The sequence below is a fragment of the Segniliparus rotundus DSM 44985 genome (assembly GCF_000092825.1).
In the GTDB taxonomy this organism is placed as follows: Bacteria; Actinomycetota; Actinomycetes; order Mycobacteriales; family Mycobacteriaceae; genus Segniliparus; species Segniliparus rotundus.
This window is the reverse complement of the sequence record NC_014168.1, coordinates 1782336-1796727: the sequence shown is the minus strand read 5'-3', so window position 1 is coordinate 1796727 and position 14392 is coordinate 1782336. Positions and strand designations below refer to the sequence as shown.

At 67.3% G+C, this 14392-nt stretch carries 14 protein-coding genes; 6 read left to right on the top strand and 8 right to left on the bottom strand.

What is annotated here, in order from left to right:
• Nucleotides 1–74: 74 nt before the first annotated feature.
• From SROT_RS08935 to SROT_RS08905, 7 genes are all read right to left on the bottom strand, one after another.
• Nucleotides 75–1214 (bottom strand): hypothetical protein, encoded by a 1140-nt coding sequence (locus SROT_RS08935; RefSeq protein WP_013138701.1) that lies wholly within the window; start codon nucleotides 1212–1214, stop codon nucleotides 75–77.
• Entirely contained in the window at nucleotides 1211–3391 is a 2181-nt protein-coding gene (locus SROT_RS08930; protein WP_013138700.1) for a malate synthase G, read from the bottom strand. The genes SROT_RS08935 and SROT_RS08930 overlap by 4 nt, the downstream gene beginning before the upstream one ends.
• A gap of 57 nt (nucleotides 3392–3448) precedes the next feature.
• Nucleotides 3449–4657, bottom strand: a complete 1209-nt coding sequence (locus tag SROT_RS15675) for a hemolysin family protein (RefSeq protein ID WP_013138699.1) — start codon at nucleotides 4655–4657, stop codon at nucleotides 3449–3451.
• A complete protein-coding gene (locus tag SROT_RS08920) occupies nucleotides 4654–6084 on the bottom strand; it encodes a hemolysin family protein (RefSeq protein ID WP_245535275.1) in 1431 nt (476 codons plus the stop codon). Before SROT_RS08920 ends, SROT_RS15675 begins: the two co-directional genes overlap by 4 nt.
• Before the next feature lie 186 nt (nucleotides 6085–6270).
• On the bottom strand, nucleotides 6271–7710 hold the full coding sequence (gndA, locus tag SROT_RS08915) for an NADP-dependent phosphogluconate dehydrogenase (RefSeq protein WP_013138697.1): 1440 nt from the start codon (nucleotides 7708–7710) through the stop codon (nucleotides 6271–6273).
• Between the two features lie 61 nt (nucleotides 7711–7771).
• A complete protein-coding gene (locus SROT_RS08910) occupies nucleotides 7772–8707 on the bottom strand; it encodes a M56 family metallopeptidase (RefSeq protein WP_013138696.1) in 936 nt (311 codons plus the stop codon).
• Nucleotides 8704–9105: a BlaI/MecI/CopY family transcriptional regulator gene (locus SROT_RS08905; RefSeq protein ID WP_013138695.1), complete on the bottom strand. Its 402-nt coding sequence runs from the start codon at nucleotides 9103–9105 to the stop codon at nucleotides 8704–8706. Before SROT_RS08905 ends, SROT_RS08910 begins: the two co-directional genes overlap by 4 nt.
• Nucleotides 9106–9303: 198 nt before the next feature.
• On the opposite strand from SROT_RS08905, the gene SROT_RS08900 reads away from it, so the two are divergent.
• From SROT_RS08900 to SROT_RS08880, 5 genes are all read left to right on the top strand, one after another.
• Nucleotides 9304–9747, top strand: a complete 444-nt coding sequence (locus SROT_RS08900; protein WP_148223401.1) for a PaaI family thioesterase — start codon at nucleotides 9304–9306, stop codon at nucleotides 9745–9747.
• Nucleotides 9738–10040 (top strand): urease subunit gamma, encoded by a 303-nt coding sequence (locus SROT_RS08895; RefSeq protein ID WP_013138693.1) that lies wholly within the window; start codon nucleotides 9738–9740, stop codon nucleotides 10038–10040. Before SROT_RS08900 ends, SROT_RS08895 begins: the two co-directional genes overlap by 10 nt.
• 125 nt (nucleotides 10041–10165) lie before the next feature.
• On the top strand, nucleotides 10166–10525 hold the full coding sequence (ureB, locus tag SROT_RS08890; RefSeq protein ID WP_013138692.1) for an urease subunit beta: 360 nt from the start codon (nucleotides 10166–10168) through the stop codon (nucleotides 10523–10525).
• Nucleotides 10522–12243 carry an urease subunit alpha gene (locus SROT_RS08885; protein ID WP_013138691.1) on the top strand — a complete coding sequence of 574 codons (1722 nt, stop codon included), beginning with the start codon at nucleotides 10522–10524 and terminating at the stop codon, nucleotides 12241–12243. The genes ureB and SROT_RS08885 overlap by 4 nt, the downstream gene beginning before the upstream one ends.
• Nucleotides 12244–12254: 11 nt before the next feature.
• Complete coding sequence (locus tag SROT_RS08880) at nucleotides 12255–12893, top strand: urease accessory protein UreF (protein ID WP_013138690.1); 639 nt, start codon at nucleotides 12255–12257, stop codon at nucleotides 12891–12893.
• A 56-nt stretch (nucleotides 12894–12949) separates the two neighbouring features.
• Here SROT_RS08880 and SROT_RS08875 read toward each other — a convergent pair whose 3' ends face one another.
• Entirely contained in the window at nucleotides 12950–13378 is a 429-nt protein-coding gene (locus SROT_RS08875; protein WP_148223400.1) for a DUF4189 domain-containing protein, read from the bottom strand.
• Between the two features lie 161 nt (nucleotides 13379–13539).
• Here SROT_RS08875 and SROT_RS08870 point away from each other — a divergent pair, with 161 nt between their 5' ends.
• Nucleotides 13540–14367 carry a site-2 protease family protein gene (locus SROT_RS08870; protein ID WP_013138688.1) on the top strand — a complete coding sequence of 276 codons (828 nt, stop codon included), beginning with the start codon at nucleotides 13540–13542 and terminating at the stop codon, nucleotides 14365–14367.
• The last annotated feature ends 25 nt before the right edge of the window (nucleotides 14368–14392 follow it).

Genomic DNA, 14392 nt, shown 5'->3' with positions numbered 1-14392 from the left:
AGGCGGGCTCCAGGAAATCTGTGCCGCGCGACCAGTCGGCGAGAGCCCCGGTCGTGCGGGGCGCGTGAAAATTTTCATGAAATGCCAAGGCGCTGTGCGGCGTCGCCGGCGAGGCGCTTCGCTTCCGGGCAGTCGATCTGGCCGCCGACGACGATGTACACGGGTTGTTCGGCGTTTCGGGCCGTGGCTGCGGCCGATGCGGCAGGAGACGAAGGGGCGGGCGAGGCTCCTGCGTCGGGCGCTTTCACATAGGCCGTGCAGCGCGGACCGGAGGAAGACTTGGCTTTCGCCGAGGAACTGGTCGGCGCGGGCGCCCGCTTGCTCACAGCGCCCGAAGCCTTGGGCCGCGTCGGCGACGGCTGCGACGCGGCGATCAGTTGGGCGAGGGGAAGCGCCGCCGGGTCCGCCCACACCTGGGCGTCGCCCTGCGTGCTCGCCGGGAACTTGCTGACCGCGTTCTCGGGGAGCCGGTGGAACTCCACCCATAACGAGCGTTCTTCCGGCAAGGTCACCAAGCCGCAGCGGTACGCCTCGGTGTCCGCGAAATCCACCACGGCCTTGTGCGCGTCGGCGACGACGGCGCACGGGTCCGCGTCCAAGATCTTCGCCGAAGCGGCGCGCACCGGGAGGCTGGCGGGTTTCGTTTGCGCGATGGCGGTGGCCACGGAGTTCGCCAGCCCGCAAGGATGATCGTGCCGTTCGGCGCGGACCTGGATCTTCGCGTCGGGGATATCTCTGGGAGCGCCCGGATACTTGGCGAGCCCAGAGTCGAAGAAGAAGGAGCACGTCGCCGAGTCGCCGGAACGGCCCTGGTAGACGGTGAGCCCGTGGATTTGGAAGTATTCCTCCCCAGCGCTACGGTCGGCGTCGGGGACCAGGCTGACCGTCACACGCTCCCCAGGGCCGTCGTCGGCGAACGAGAGCGCGCACGAGGCGAGAGCATCGCTCGGCTCCGCGCCCACGAGTGGCGGCTGCGCCGCGCCGAGCTCGTCCTTGGGCGCCAGGGCGCACGGATCGACCCTGCGGATGGCCCGAAGCATGAGGAGCCTTGACTGCGCGATGCCGTCAAGGTCCTTCGCGTACGCGGGCACGCCGCCCGCGAACAAGGCTGAGGGGTCCGTCCTCGTCCGGCTCGATGTGGTCGGTCCGGCAGGGTCGGATCCGCACGCCGCGAGCAGTATGACGACGGGCAGGATGCGCCAGCTTTTGTTCATGCCCGCGGTGTTTGGCGCGCTTTGAACTCTTTGCGCCGCCGGTGCAGGATCGGTTCGGTGTAGCCGCTCGGCTGCTCCCGGCCTTTGAGGATCAGCTCCCGCGCTGCTTGGAAGGCGATGTTGGAGTCGAAGTCCGCTGCCAACGGCCGGTAGGCGGGGTCGTTCGCGTTCTGGCTGTCCACCACGGCGGCCATCCGTTTGAGGCTCTGGTCGACCTGCTCCTCGGTGATCACCCCGTGGTGCAGCCAGTTCGCCAGCGTCTGGCTCGAAATGCGCAGCGTCGCGCGGTCCTCCATGAGGCCGATGTTGTGGATGTCAGGCACCTTCGAGCAGCCGACGCCGTGGTCGATCCAGCGGACCACGTATCCGAGGATGGACTGGCAGTTCTCATCGACCTGCTCCTGCAGCGCGGCCTCGCCGAGCTTCGCCGGGTCGCCCAGCGGCAAGGTGAGCAAATCCTCGATCGGACCAGGGGCGCGCTTGGCGATCTCGTCTTGGCGGCGGAACACGTCCACCTCGTGGTAGTGCAGCGCGTGCAAGGTCGCCGCGGTCGGCGAGGGAACCCATGCGGTGGTCGCGCCGGCGCGCGGATGCGCGATCTTTTGCTCGACCATCGCGGCCATCAGATCCGGCATCGCCCACATGCCCTTGCCGATCTGCGCGTGGTGCGCGAGCCCGGCGTGCAAGGAGACGTCGACGTTGTGGTCCTCGTAGGCGTTGTACCACTTCTGGGCCTTCTGCTGGCCTTTGGGGACCACGGGGCCAGCTTCAATGCTGGTGTGGATCTCGTCGCCGGTGCGGTCGAGGAAGCCGGTGTTCACGAACGCGAGCCGCTCACGGGCGGCGTGGAGGGCGGCTTTGAGGTTCGCCGAGGTGCGGCGCTCCTCATCCATCACACCGACCTTGATGGTGTTCTTCGGCAAGCCCAAAAGGGCTTCGACCTTTTCGAACAGCTGGACGGCGAAGGCGACTTCGGCTGGGCCGTGCATCTTCGGCTTCACGATGTAGATCGACCCGGCCCGCGAATTGCGCCACGGGTTGTCCGCTTTGATGCCGTGCAGGCCGACCAGCGAAGTGACCAGCGCGTCGAGGATGCCCTCCGGCACTTCCCGGCCCTGCGGGTCCAGCACCGCGTCAATGGTCATCAGGTGCCCGACGTTGCGGATGAACAGGAGCGAGCGGCCAGGCAGAACCAGCTGCCCCCCGTCCGGGCCCGTGTAGGAGCGGTCCGGGTTCAAGGCGCGCGTGAACGAGCTGTCTCCTTTGACGACGGTTTCGGTCAGCGTGCCGTTGTTCAGGCCCAGCCAGTTCCGGTAGCCGAGGACTTTGTCCTCGGCGTCCACGGCGGCCACCGAGTCCTCAAGGTCCACGATGGTGGTGATGGCCGATTCGAGCAGCACGTCCTTCACGCCTGCCGGGTCGGACTGGCCGACCGGGCTTTGCGGGTCGATCTGGATTTCGGCGTGCAGGCCGTTGTGGGCCAGCAGCACCGCTGTCGGAGAAGCGGCCTCGCCGACCCAGCCGGCGAGGCTCTCAGGCTCTGCGAGGCCGGCCTCGTGCCCGTCCGCCGTGGTCACGATCAGCTTGCCGCCCTGGATCGTGTACCGGGTGGAGCCGATGTGGCTGCCCTCTTCGAGCGGGGCGATGGTGTCGAGCGCCTTGCGCGCGTAGGCGATCACCTTCGCGCCGCGCGCCGGGTTGTACGCCTTGCCCTTGGTCGCGCCGTCGTCCTCGCTGATCACGTCGGTGCCGTAGAGCGCGTCATAGAGAGAGCCCCACCGCGCGTTCGCGGCGTTGAGCGCGTATCGGGCGTTGAGCAAGGGCACCACGAGCTGCGGGCCGTTGGTGTGCGCGATCTCCGAGTCCACGTTCTCCGTGGTCACGGAGAAATCCTCGGGCTCCGCGTCAAGGTAGCCGATCTCACGGAGGAATTCGATGTATTCGGCTGTTTGGAAGTCGCCGCGCCGCGCGCGGTGCCATTCGTCAATGGCGCTCTGCAGCTCGTCGCGGCGGGCCAGGAGCTCCTTGTTGCGGGGACTGAGCTCGGTCAGGATCTCGGCGAAGCCGGACCAGTAGGCCGCCGGGTCCACGCCTGTGCCCGGGATCGCCTCGTCGTTCACAAAGTCGTAGAGCTCTTTGGCGACCTGGAAACCGTGGACATTGACCCGTTCAGACATGGACGACCTTCCTCTTGTTTCTTCAGAACGTGTCCATGTTAGTCCGACCTGTTGCGATCATTCCGACCGGCCGAGCGAGTTCTTCGGGCCGTCCATCAAACCCCGCACGAGGTCCTCGAGCGACGCGAGGCCGACGACCTGGTTCTGCTCGTTCACCACGAGAGCCAACTGGGTCGATTTCGCCATCATCACGGTGAGCGCGTCATCGACGCCTAAGGACCCGGACACCCGAGGCAGGGGGCGCAATTGGGGGCCGAGATCGTCCGCCGAGCCAGCGTCGCTCGTCATGAGCGGCAACGCGTCTTTCAGATGCACATAGCCGACGAACTGGTGCGAGCTGTGTTGGTGTGTTCCCGGGTTCTCCTGGTGGTGGGCGGCCGCGTGGAGTTCGGAGGTTTCTGCTCGTCGAACCGGGCCGTGTTGGTGTGTTCCCGGCTTCTCCTGGTGGTGGGCGGGCGCGTGGAGTCCGGAGGCTTCTGCCCGTCGAACCGGGAATCGGGAAAACCCGGTTCGGGCGACGGCTTCCTCGATCTGCGCCGCCGTGGGCCCTGCCACACCGCCCCCAGGGACCGGACGGGCGGCGAGGCTCACAACACGGTCCAGCGGGATGGCGACTTCGGCGAGCACGCGCTCGCCGATGGACAGCAGACGGGTGAGCCTGCGGTGCTCCTCTTCGTCCAAAAGGCCCACCTTGCGGGATTCGCGAATCATCGCGCCGAGTTCGGCCACCGAGACCGCGCTGTCGAACTCCGCTTTCGGCTCGACGCCGAGCATGCGCACAATCAAGGAGGCGGTCTTTTGGAACGCCCACGTCACAGGGGCTGTTATCCGCACCCAGGCGGAAAGCAGCCCGGAAAGGAGCATCGCCGCCCGCTCCGGCCCGGAGAGGGCGAGGTTCTTGGGCACCATCTCGCCGAACAGGACATGGACCGAGGCGACCAGCGCCAAAGAAAGCAGCAGCGCGACCGGGTGGGCGATGAATTCCGGGGCGCGGGTCAGCACGGCGATCTTGTCGAAGGCCGCGGCGAACATGGGCTCTGCGATCCAGCCGAGGACCAGCGAGGCGAGTGTGACGCCGAGCTGCGCCCCGGTGATGAGCGCGGGGAGCCTGGCTCCGATGGCGATCACTTCCTCGGCGGCGCGGCTGCCTTGGGCGGCGAGGGTTTGCAGCCGGTCTTTGCGCGCGGAGATCAACGCGAACTCCGCGGCGACGAACAACCCGTTGACCGCGATGAGCGTGACGAAGCCGATGAGACCGAGGATCATGGCGCTGCGCCTTCCCCCTCGGTCCGGCGTTCGCCGACCCAAAGCCGGGCGATGCGCCTGCCGTCCATTTCCAGCACCCGGGCACACCAGGAAGAAGGCGCGAGAAGGCTCTCGTCCTCCTCGTCGGAATGGATGCGGGGCAGCTGCGCCTCGTCGCCGACTTCGGGGATGCGCCCGAGGACATGCAGCATGAGGCCCGCTATGGTCTCGAAGTCCCCAGGCGGGCAGCGGTAGCCCGTCGCCTCGTCGAGCTCGTCGGGCCGCAGAAGGCCCGAACAGATCCAACCCGCTGCGCCGTCATGGGGATCGACCGGTTGGATCGGGAGCTCTTCATCGGCGTCGTGCTCGTCGGTGACTTCGCCGACGATCTCCTCGATCACGTCTTCCAGGGTGACGATGCCAGCGGTGCCGCCGTATTCGTCGACCACCCACACCACCTGCATGCTCTCCCGTCGCAACTGTGTCATCAGGGCGTCGCCGTCCAGGGTCGCGGGGACAGAGGAGACCGGGCGGGCCAGGCCCCCCAGGAGCTGCGCGCCGCGTCGCTCCTTCGGGATGTCGACCGCCTGGCGGACGTGCGCGAAACCCAATGCGTCGTCAAGGTCCGCGGCCTGTTCGCTGCTGCCTGCGGGAAGAATGGGGAATCGGGAGTGCCCGGTGGCTGCCGAGGTGAGCAAAAGATCGTCCACGGTGTTGTCGGCCAAGAGCGCGACAATCCGCGAGCGCGGGGTCATCACCTCCTCTGCCCGGCGTTCCCCGAATCGCAGCGAACGGTCGATGAGCTGGGCCTCGTCCCGCTCCAGCGCGCCGTGGTCGGCTGAGTTGCGCACGAGGACCACCAACTCGCTCGGCGTGCGCGCCGAGCGCAGCTCCTCGGCTGGCTCGACACCGAAGCTGCGCACCACGGTGTTCGCGGCGTGGTTGAGCCCTCGGATCACCGGGGCGAAGAGCAAGGAGAATTGGACTTGGAACGGCGCGGTCGTGCGTCCGAGGGTCAAAGGTTTCGCTATGGCCAAATACTTCGGCACGAGTTCGCCGAGGACCATGGACAGACATGTGGCCATGACAAGGGCAGCCGCTGAGAGCACCGCCGCCTCGGCGGACGCGGGGACGATCGTCCTGATCGCGGGGCCCAGCACCGCCGCGAGCACCGGCTCGGCGAGATAGCCGGTGGCGAGGGTGGTGAGGGTGATGCCGAGCTGCGCGCCGGAGAGTTGGAACGACAGGTGGCGGTGCGCCCGGAGCAAAGCTTTGGCCCGTCGGTCCTTGCGCAGCCGGAAATCAGTCTCGACCCTGCCCCGTTCCAACGTCGTGAGGGCGTACTCGGCCGCGACGAACAACGCGGTGCCCGCGGTGAGGGCGAGGAATCCGAGGATGCTGAGAACCTGCGTCAAGAAATGCGGCATCGTGGTCAGCCCGGCGCTCAAGCCGCGATCTGCGGCGGCGCTGCGCTCCTAGCGCAGTCTGCCCGTCCTTCGCCCGCGCCTCGGTGTTGTCGCGGCGCGCGTTGGGCGTCCTCCGCGTGCTTCATCGGGCGTGCGGAAAGCCTCTCGCGCACGCCCGTACTTCGGTACGGGTCACTCACACGGAGGATACTAGCAAAGGCGCGGCGGTCAGCCCTTGACTTCTGAGCCGTCCGCGCTCCAAAGGGTGTGCCACTTGCCCTCGTCGTCGACGCGGGCGTAGGTGTGGGAACCGAAGTAGTCGCGCAGGCCCTGGATGAGCGAGGCGGGCAGGCGTTTCGCGCGCAGGCCGTCGTAGTAGGCGAGCGTGCTGGAGAACGACGGCGCGGGGATGCCGAGTCCGACAGCGGTCGAGACCACCTTGCGCCAAGAGCCGAGCGCTTTCTCCACGGCGTCGGTGAAGTACGGGGCGAGCAGCAGGTTCGGCAGGTCAGGATCGGTGTCGTAGGCCTCTTTGATCTTGTTGAGGAAGCGCGCCCGGATGATGCAGCCGCCGCGCCAGATCGTGGCGAGGTCGCCGGGCTTGACGCCCCAGCCGTGCTCGTCGCTGCCTGCTTTGATCTGGTCGAAGCCCTGGGCGTAGGCGACGATCTTGGAGGCGAAAAGCGCTTGGCGCACATCCTCGACGAATCCCTCGGTGTCCGGCTTCTCGGCGAGCGGGCCCGAAGTCAGGCGCACGGCGGCCTTGCGCTGCGCCCGGGAGCCCGAGAGCGCGCGGGCGAACACGGCTTCGGCGATGCCGGTGACGGGGATGCCGAGGTCCAACGCGGATTGCACGGTCCAGCGGCCGGTGCCTTTTTGCTCGGCCTCGTCCACGATCACGTCGACGAGCGGCTTGCCGGTCCGAGGGTCTTTGTGGCTGAGCACCTCGGCGGTGATCTCGATGAGATAGCTCTCGAGGTCGGTGGTGTTCCACTCGCGGAAGATGTCGGCGATCTGGTCGGCCGAGAGGTCCAGGACGTCCTTGAGCAGTTGGTAGGCCTCTGCGATGACCTGCATGTCCGAATACTCGATGCCGTTGTGCACCATCTTCACAAAGTGCCCTGCCCCGTCCGGCCCGATGTGGGTGCAGCAGGGGACGCCGTCGACGTGCGCGGAGATCGACTCAAGGAGCGGGCCGAGCGACTTGTACGACTCCGCGGGCCCGCCCGGCATGATCGACGGCCCTTCCAGGGCGCCGACTTCGCCGCCGGAAACACCCATTCCGACAAAGTGCAGGCCGCGCTCGCGCAGCGCCGCTTCGCGCCGGACCGTGTCGGTGAACAAGGAGTTGCCGCCGTCGATGATGATGTCGCCTTGCTCCATCTCCTCGGCGAGCTGTTCGATGACGGCGTCGGTGGCCGCCCCGGCTTGGACCATGATGAGCGCCCGGCGCGGACGCTCGAGCGCGTCCAGGAATTCGCGGATGGTCTCGGTGCGCACGAAAGAGCCTTCCGACCCGTGGGCCTGCAAAAGCGCGTCGGTGCGTCCGGGGCTGCGGTTGTGCAGGGCCACGGTGTGGCCGTGCCGAGCGAGGTTTCGGGCGAGGTTGGCGCCCATCACGCCGAGTCCGGTGACGCCGATTTGTGCTTTGCCTGGGGGGATGCTCACCTTGTCCACCCTAGCGTGTTTTCTTTTGCGCGGTTTTGCCAGGGGATCTTTTTCCGACGGCTCAGCGCAGCAGGCGGGAGAGCTCTTCCAGCCACGGCACTGCCAAGGCGATTGTCGGGAAGACAAGGACGACGAACGCCGCCAGATAGGCGGTGGCCGAAACCAACGGGGCGCGGTTCGAGCTGCAGAGCCGGTTCACCCTTGCCAGCGTGAACTCGCCGCCAGCGGCGATTGCCCCGGCGGGGGCGGCGGTGTCGGCGAGGGCGACGAGCGCTCTGGCCACCGGGGCCGCGCCGACCACCGCGCGGGCATGGTCGTCGGCCAGCATTTCGACGAGCATGCGGACGCTGGTGAGCGCCGCCCCGGAGCGGACGAATCGGGGAAAGGCCTGGTAGATAGCGGTGAACGCCTCCAGCAGGAGGTCGTGCCGGGCCCGCAGATGCGCCCGCTCATGACTGATCACCGCTTCGAGCTCGTGCGGTTCGAGCGAGTCGACCGTCCCGTGGCTGAGCACCAGGCGATGCCGGATGCCCGGCAGGCAATACGCGAACCGTTCCTCGGCGGCGAGCAGCCGCAGGTCTTCTTCTGCGTGCTGGGGGATGCGGCGGTCGCTGGTGAGCAGGTCCACAAGCATGCGATGGCGGGACCGGCGGGCGCGCAAGGTGACTGAGAGCCGGACCGCGGCGTAGATGAGCCTGCCCCCGATCAGCACCGTCAGCGCGAACACAGCCACGCAGAACGCCCACATCGGCCAGCCCAAAGCCCTGATCTGGGCGTCGACGTCTTGGGTCGGCCGCCCGTCGGGCCCAGGCAGGAGCAGTCGGCTCGCGATGGCGAGCCCGCAGCTGAAAGCTGAGAACACGGCGGCAATGGCCACTGCTTGCCAGAGCACGAGCCCCGCGCGCGGGGCTCGCTGGGGCCAACGCGACACCGCGAGCCACGCCGGGATCGGTCCGGCGAGCACGAGGGCGAGAACCCCGAAGGCGAAGGCTGTCACCGTCCGGCCACTCCGTTGGCGAACGGCGGGTCCGGCTCCTGCTCCAAGCGCAGCGCCTCGCGCATGGCGCGGGCCTCGACAGGGCTCACTTGCCCGATGAACCGGACCAGCGCGGCGGTGCGCACGCTGGAATCCGGAGCTTGGCCGAGCGCGTCCACCAGCAGCGCCGCCACCAGGTCTTCGCGGGGTTGGGCGGGGGAGTACCGGTGCGCGCGGTCTTCCCGCCGCTGGATCACGAGGCGTTTGCGGGCGAGGCGTTGCAGCACGGTCATCACCGTGGTGTACGCCAGGTCGCGATCTGCCGCGAGGTTCTCATGCACCTGACGCACTGTGAGAGGCGAGGGGGAAGCCCACAATTGCTCCATGACCGCGCGTTCCAGTTCGCCGAGACCGTTCATAACTGCAGTATATCCTACCTACTTGACAACCAAGGTTAGCCTTACCTATAGTAGATCTCGCCGGACGGAGCCGAGGGCTGCGGCAAGGTTCGGACTCAAGTTGGTGGCCCACCGCGCTGGTGGTCGGTGGGCCACCAACTTTTTTCTTTTCTCCAGCCCGACCCCTCTTTTCCCGGCGCTCCCGCTACCATGATCCGCATGGCCGAACTCGACCCGGATATGTTGTCAGCGCTGAAGCTGGACGCCCCGACGGGGTTCAACAAGATTCTCGGGTTGCGCTATCTCGAAGCGACCGGGGCGCGGGTGAGCGCGGAACTCGCTGTGACGGAGGACCACCTCCAGCCGCACGGCATCGTGCACGGCGGGGTCTACGCCGCGATTGTGGAGGAGCTGCCCAGCGTGGGCGGGACCTACTGGCTCGCGGGCAAAGGGTATTGTGTCGGAGTTCACAACGCCACCGACTTCTTTCGCCCGACCCGGACGGGGGCGACTTTGCTGGCCAAAGCGGTCCCGGTGCATCAGGGCAAAAGCCAACAGGTGTGGCGGGTGGAGATCTTCGGCCAGCAGGACAAGCTCACAGCGGCCGGCGAGCTGCGCGTGCACAACGTCTATTTCCCGGAGAACGAGAACCCGTGCGCCTGACTCCCCACGAACAGGAGCGCCTGCTGCTCTCCTACGCCGCCGAATTGGCCCGGCGCAGACAGGCTCGCGGCCTCAAGCTCAACTATCCTGAAGCGGTCGCGCTCATCACGGACCACGTCCTCGAGGGCGCTCGCGACGGCCGCACCGTCGCCGAACTCATGGACTCCGGCCGAGGCGTGCTCGCCCCGGAGGACGTCATGGAAGGGGTGCCGGAGATGCTGCACGACGTGCAGGTCGAGGCCACATTCCCGGATGGGACCAAGCTCGTGACGGTGCACCACCCCATAGGGTAGGCGCTCGGCGAAGGCAGGTTCCCCGACCACGAGGCGGGGCCGCCCGCCCGGCGCGGGCAGGTCTCCCCAGCAGGAACCGAATCCACCTGAAACAGAGGAACGCCCTGTTCAGTACAGTCATTCGCATGATCCCAGGCGAAATACGCGGCACTGGCGGCTACACCCCCAGTTACATCGAGCTGAACGAGGGCCGCCCGTCGATTCCGTTCGATGTGTGCAACACCGGCGACCGGCCCGTCCAGGTCGGCAGCCATGTGCATTTTTCCCAAGCCAACGCTGCCCTGCAGTTCGACCGCGAGCTCGCGCATGGGCTGCGGCTGGACATCCCCGCCGGAACCGCGGTGCGCTTCGAGCCAGGACTGGTCAAGCAAGTTTTCCTGACCCCGCTCGGCGGCGCTCGGCATGTGCCGGGCCTGAGCCTCGCGCCGCCGGGCGACCTTGGCCCGGAAGTGCCGGTCCAGGTCAAAAACGGGAGCGTCCAGTGAGCCGTATCGAGCGCCTTCGTTACGTTGGGCTCTACGGTCCGACCGTCGGGGACCGCATCCGGCTCGCGGACACGGACCTGTTCGTCGAAGTCACCGAGGACCTGTGCGGCGGCCCCGGCAAAGCGGGCGACGAGGCGGTGTTCGGCGGCGGGAAAGTCTTGCGCGAGTCGATGGGGCAAGGGCGCGCCACCCGAGCCGAAGGCGCCCCGGACACGGTCATCACCGGCGCGGTGGTGTTGGACTGGTGGGGAGTGGTCAAAGCCGACGTCGGCATCCGGGACGGGCGTATTGCCGCCCTGGGCAAAGCCGGCAATCCGGACACGATGCACGGTGTGCACCCGGACCTCGTCGTCGGCCCGAGCACCGAGGTGATCTCTGGGAACGGCAAGATCCTCACGGCGGGCGGGATCGACTGCCATGTGCATTTCATCTGCCCCCAGATCATCCCCGAAGCCCTCGGCTCAGGACTGACGACCCTCATCGGCGGCGGCACGGGCCCCGCGGAGGGCTCGAAGGCGACCACGGTGACCCCCGGCGAATGGCATCTCGCGCGGATGCTGGAGGCGTTGGACGGGGAGCCGATGAACTTCGTCCTCCTCGGCAAAGGTTCGACCGTTTCTGAAGAGGGCATGTGGGAGCAGCTGCGCGCCGGGGCCTGCGGATTCAAAATCCACGAGGACTGGGGCGCGACCCCGGCCGCGATTGACGCGTGCCTGCGCGTCGCGGACCAGTCGGGCGTGCAGGTGGCTTTGCACACCGACACCCTCAACGAGCTCGGCTACATCGCGGACACCCTCGCCGCGATCCGAGGCCGGTGCATCCACACCTATCACACCGAGGGCGCGGGAGGCGGGCACGCGCCGGACATCATCACTGTCGCCTCGCAACCGAATGTGCTGCCGAGTTCGACGAACCCCACCCGGCCCCACACGGTCAACACGATTGACGAGCACCTGGACATGCTCATGGTCTGCCACCACCTCAACCCGGCGATCCCCGAGGACCTCGCGTTCGCCGAAAGCCGCATCCGGCCGTCCACCATCGCCGCCGAGGACCTGCTGCACGATCTTGGCGCGATCTCCATGATCGGAAGCGACGCGCAGGCCATGGGCAGAGTCGGGGAAGTCATCATCCGAACCTGGCAGAGCGCGCACATGATGAAATTGCGGCGCGGCGCGCTCCCCGGCGACGGGATGGCCGACAACAACCGCGCCCGCCGGTACATCGCCAAGTACACGATCTGCCCGGCCATCGCGCACGGACTCGACCATGAGATCGGCAGCGTCGAAGTGGGCAAGCTCGCCGACCTGGTGCTCTGGGACACGGCGTTCTTCGGCGTGCGCCCGCATCTGGTGCTCAAAGGGGGAGCGATCGCTTTGGCGCAGATGGGAGACGCGAACGCCTCTATCCCGACCCCGCAGCCCGTGTTGCCCAGGCCGATGTTCGGAGCCTCCGCCGCCGCTGCGGCCGCGACTTCGGCGCACTTCGTCGCGGAGGCCGCCGTTCAGGCGGGACTCGCCGACCGGCTCGCGGTGCGGCGGCGGTTGGTCGCGGCGAAGGACGTGCGCGCGGTGCGCAAGGAAGACCTCAAGCTCAACGAGGCGATGCCAGACATCCAGGTGGACCCGGACACCTTCACGGTGCGGGTGGACGGCGAGGTCTTCGAGGAACAGCCCGCAGCCGTGCTGCCCATGGCGCAGCGGTATTTCTTGTTCTGAACTGGGCGCCCATGAAATCTGTTTCCGCCCTTCTGCTCGCGCTCGCGGACTCGCGCCTGCCGACCGGCGCGCACGCGCACTCCGGTTCGATGGAAGAGGCCATCGCCTCGGGCGTGGTCGTCGATCTGGACAGCGCTGAGGCGTTCCTTGTGCGCAAGACGAAGACGACGAGCCTGACCGGCGCGTCCATCGCCGCGCATCTTGTGGCCGGGCATTGCGATCTGCCGGGGGCCGAACGCATCGCGGACGCGCGGACGCCTTCGCCCGCCGCGCGGGACGCCTCTCGGGAACAGGGCCGAGGCCTGGCCCGCTTGGCCAAGACGAGTTGGCCGGGCTTTGACACAACAGAGCTGCCGCACCGACCGCACCTCACCACGGTGCTCGGGGCGCTCGGGCGTCATCTCGGGTTGGCGCCAGGCGACGTGGCCGGGCTCTTCGTGTACACGGCGATGAGCGCAGCCGCGACAGCGGCCCAACGCCTGCTCGCCCTGGACCCCTCGCTCATGGCGGCGGCCACATTGCGCCTCTCGGCGCTGTGCGACGAGACGGCCGAGCGCGCGGCGGAAGCCTTGCACGAGCTCTCCGACCCGCTCGGCGACATCCTCGCCGAGCGCCACGAGCTCAGAGATCAGGCGCTTTTCCGCTCGTGAGGCTCTTGCAGAACCTGACAGCGGGGACGAATCGCAACCCTGCGCTGGCGCAGTGCTCAGCCAGCGCAGTAGGTGGTCACCAGGGCGCAGTCCTGAGCACCGGCCTTGCAGGCGTCGAGCACGCGGATTTCGCGTTCGTCGGTTTCGTCGTCGCCGCCGAGCTCTGTGAAGAACTGCGCTTCGCGGACCTCTTTGCCGTCGTCGCCTTTGGCGGCTTTCATGCCCTTGGCGACAGTCGCGCAGGTGTCGGTGAAGCTCGTGACGATCATGCAGTCCGCAGCGCCGTTTCGGGCGCAGATCTCCTTGGCGAAGCCCTCTTCGATTCTGCGGGTGGCAGGACCGCTGATGGTGCCGATGCTGCCAGTGCTGGGCGAAACAGCGATGGCCGCGCTCCAGTTGTCGTGATCTGAAGCGTTCGCAGCGGCCGTCGCGAACGGGGCGAAAGCGAGAACGGCGGCGGCGATGGCGGTGTTCAACAGTCTCATAGCGAGGATAATAAGGGCGCAGACGCGCTTGTGCGAACCGAACTGTGTTCCGCCCGAGAGAATGCAACATATTTTCAACAAACGAGCTCTTTTCCCGCGAAAAATTTCTCCGACCGGGTCCGCGTCCACGCAGGCACAGCCGCAGCGGGTACCGTGATCGGGTGAGCTACGCTTCGGCCTTCCAGGGAATCCGACCCAGTCCTGTCTTTCTCGGCGTCCTCGCCGCCACAGCGCTCGGCGGGGCGCTCGCGTGGTTCGGCGACCCTGGCGAACCGCTGTCGAAACTCGGGGCCTTCGTCTTCGTCCTCGCCGGATGGCTCGTCACGCTGTGCCTGCACGAGTTCGGCCACGCGTTCGCCGCGTGGCGCTTCGGCGACCACGATGTGGCGATCAAGGGCTACCTCGACCTTGACATCCGCCGTTACACCGATCCGCTCAACTCGCTCGTGATCCCGTTGGTGATTATTCTGATCGGCGGCATCGGGCTTCCTGGGGCTGCGGTGTATTTGGACACCCAATGGATGCAGAAGAAAAAGCGCACCATCGTCTCCTTGGCGGGTCCTGGGGCGAATCTGCTGGCCGCCGTGGTGCTTTTGGGGGCGGGCGCTCTCGGCGGCGGCGTGCCTCTGTTCCGCCAAACGCTCGGGGGAGCGGACGGCGAGCTTGTGTTCGGCTCGGGGCATCTGGTGTTTTGGGGCGCTGTGGAGTTCCTCGGGCTTTTGCAGGTCTTCGCTTTGGTCATCAATCTCCTCCCGATCCCCGGACTCGACGGTTACGGCGCGATCGAGCCGTGGCTCTCGTATGAGACGCAGCGAAAGCTGTACCCCGTCCGGCAATGGGCGTTTCTCGTCCTCTTCCTGGTCTTGCTCATGCCGAACCCGTTGGGATCGCTCATCCGAGAGCTGGTGTGGTCGGTGTTCGGCCTGTTGGGCGGCAATCAGCTCCTCGCCGTGCTCGGGCAGAGCTTCGCATTGCCCTGGCAACGCTGAGCGGCGCCCGCCAGCTTTGGGCCAA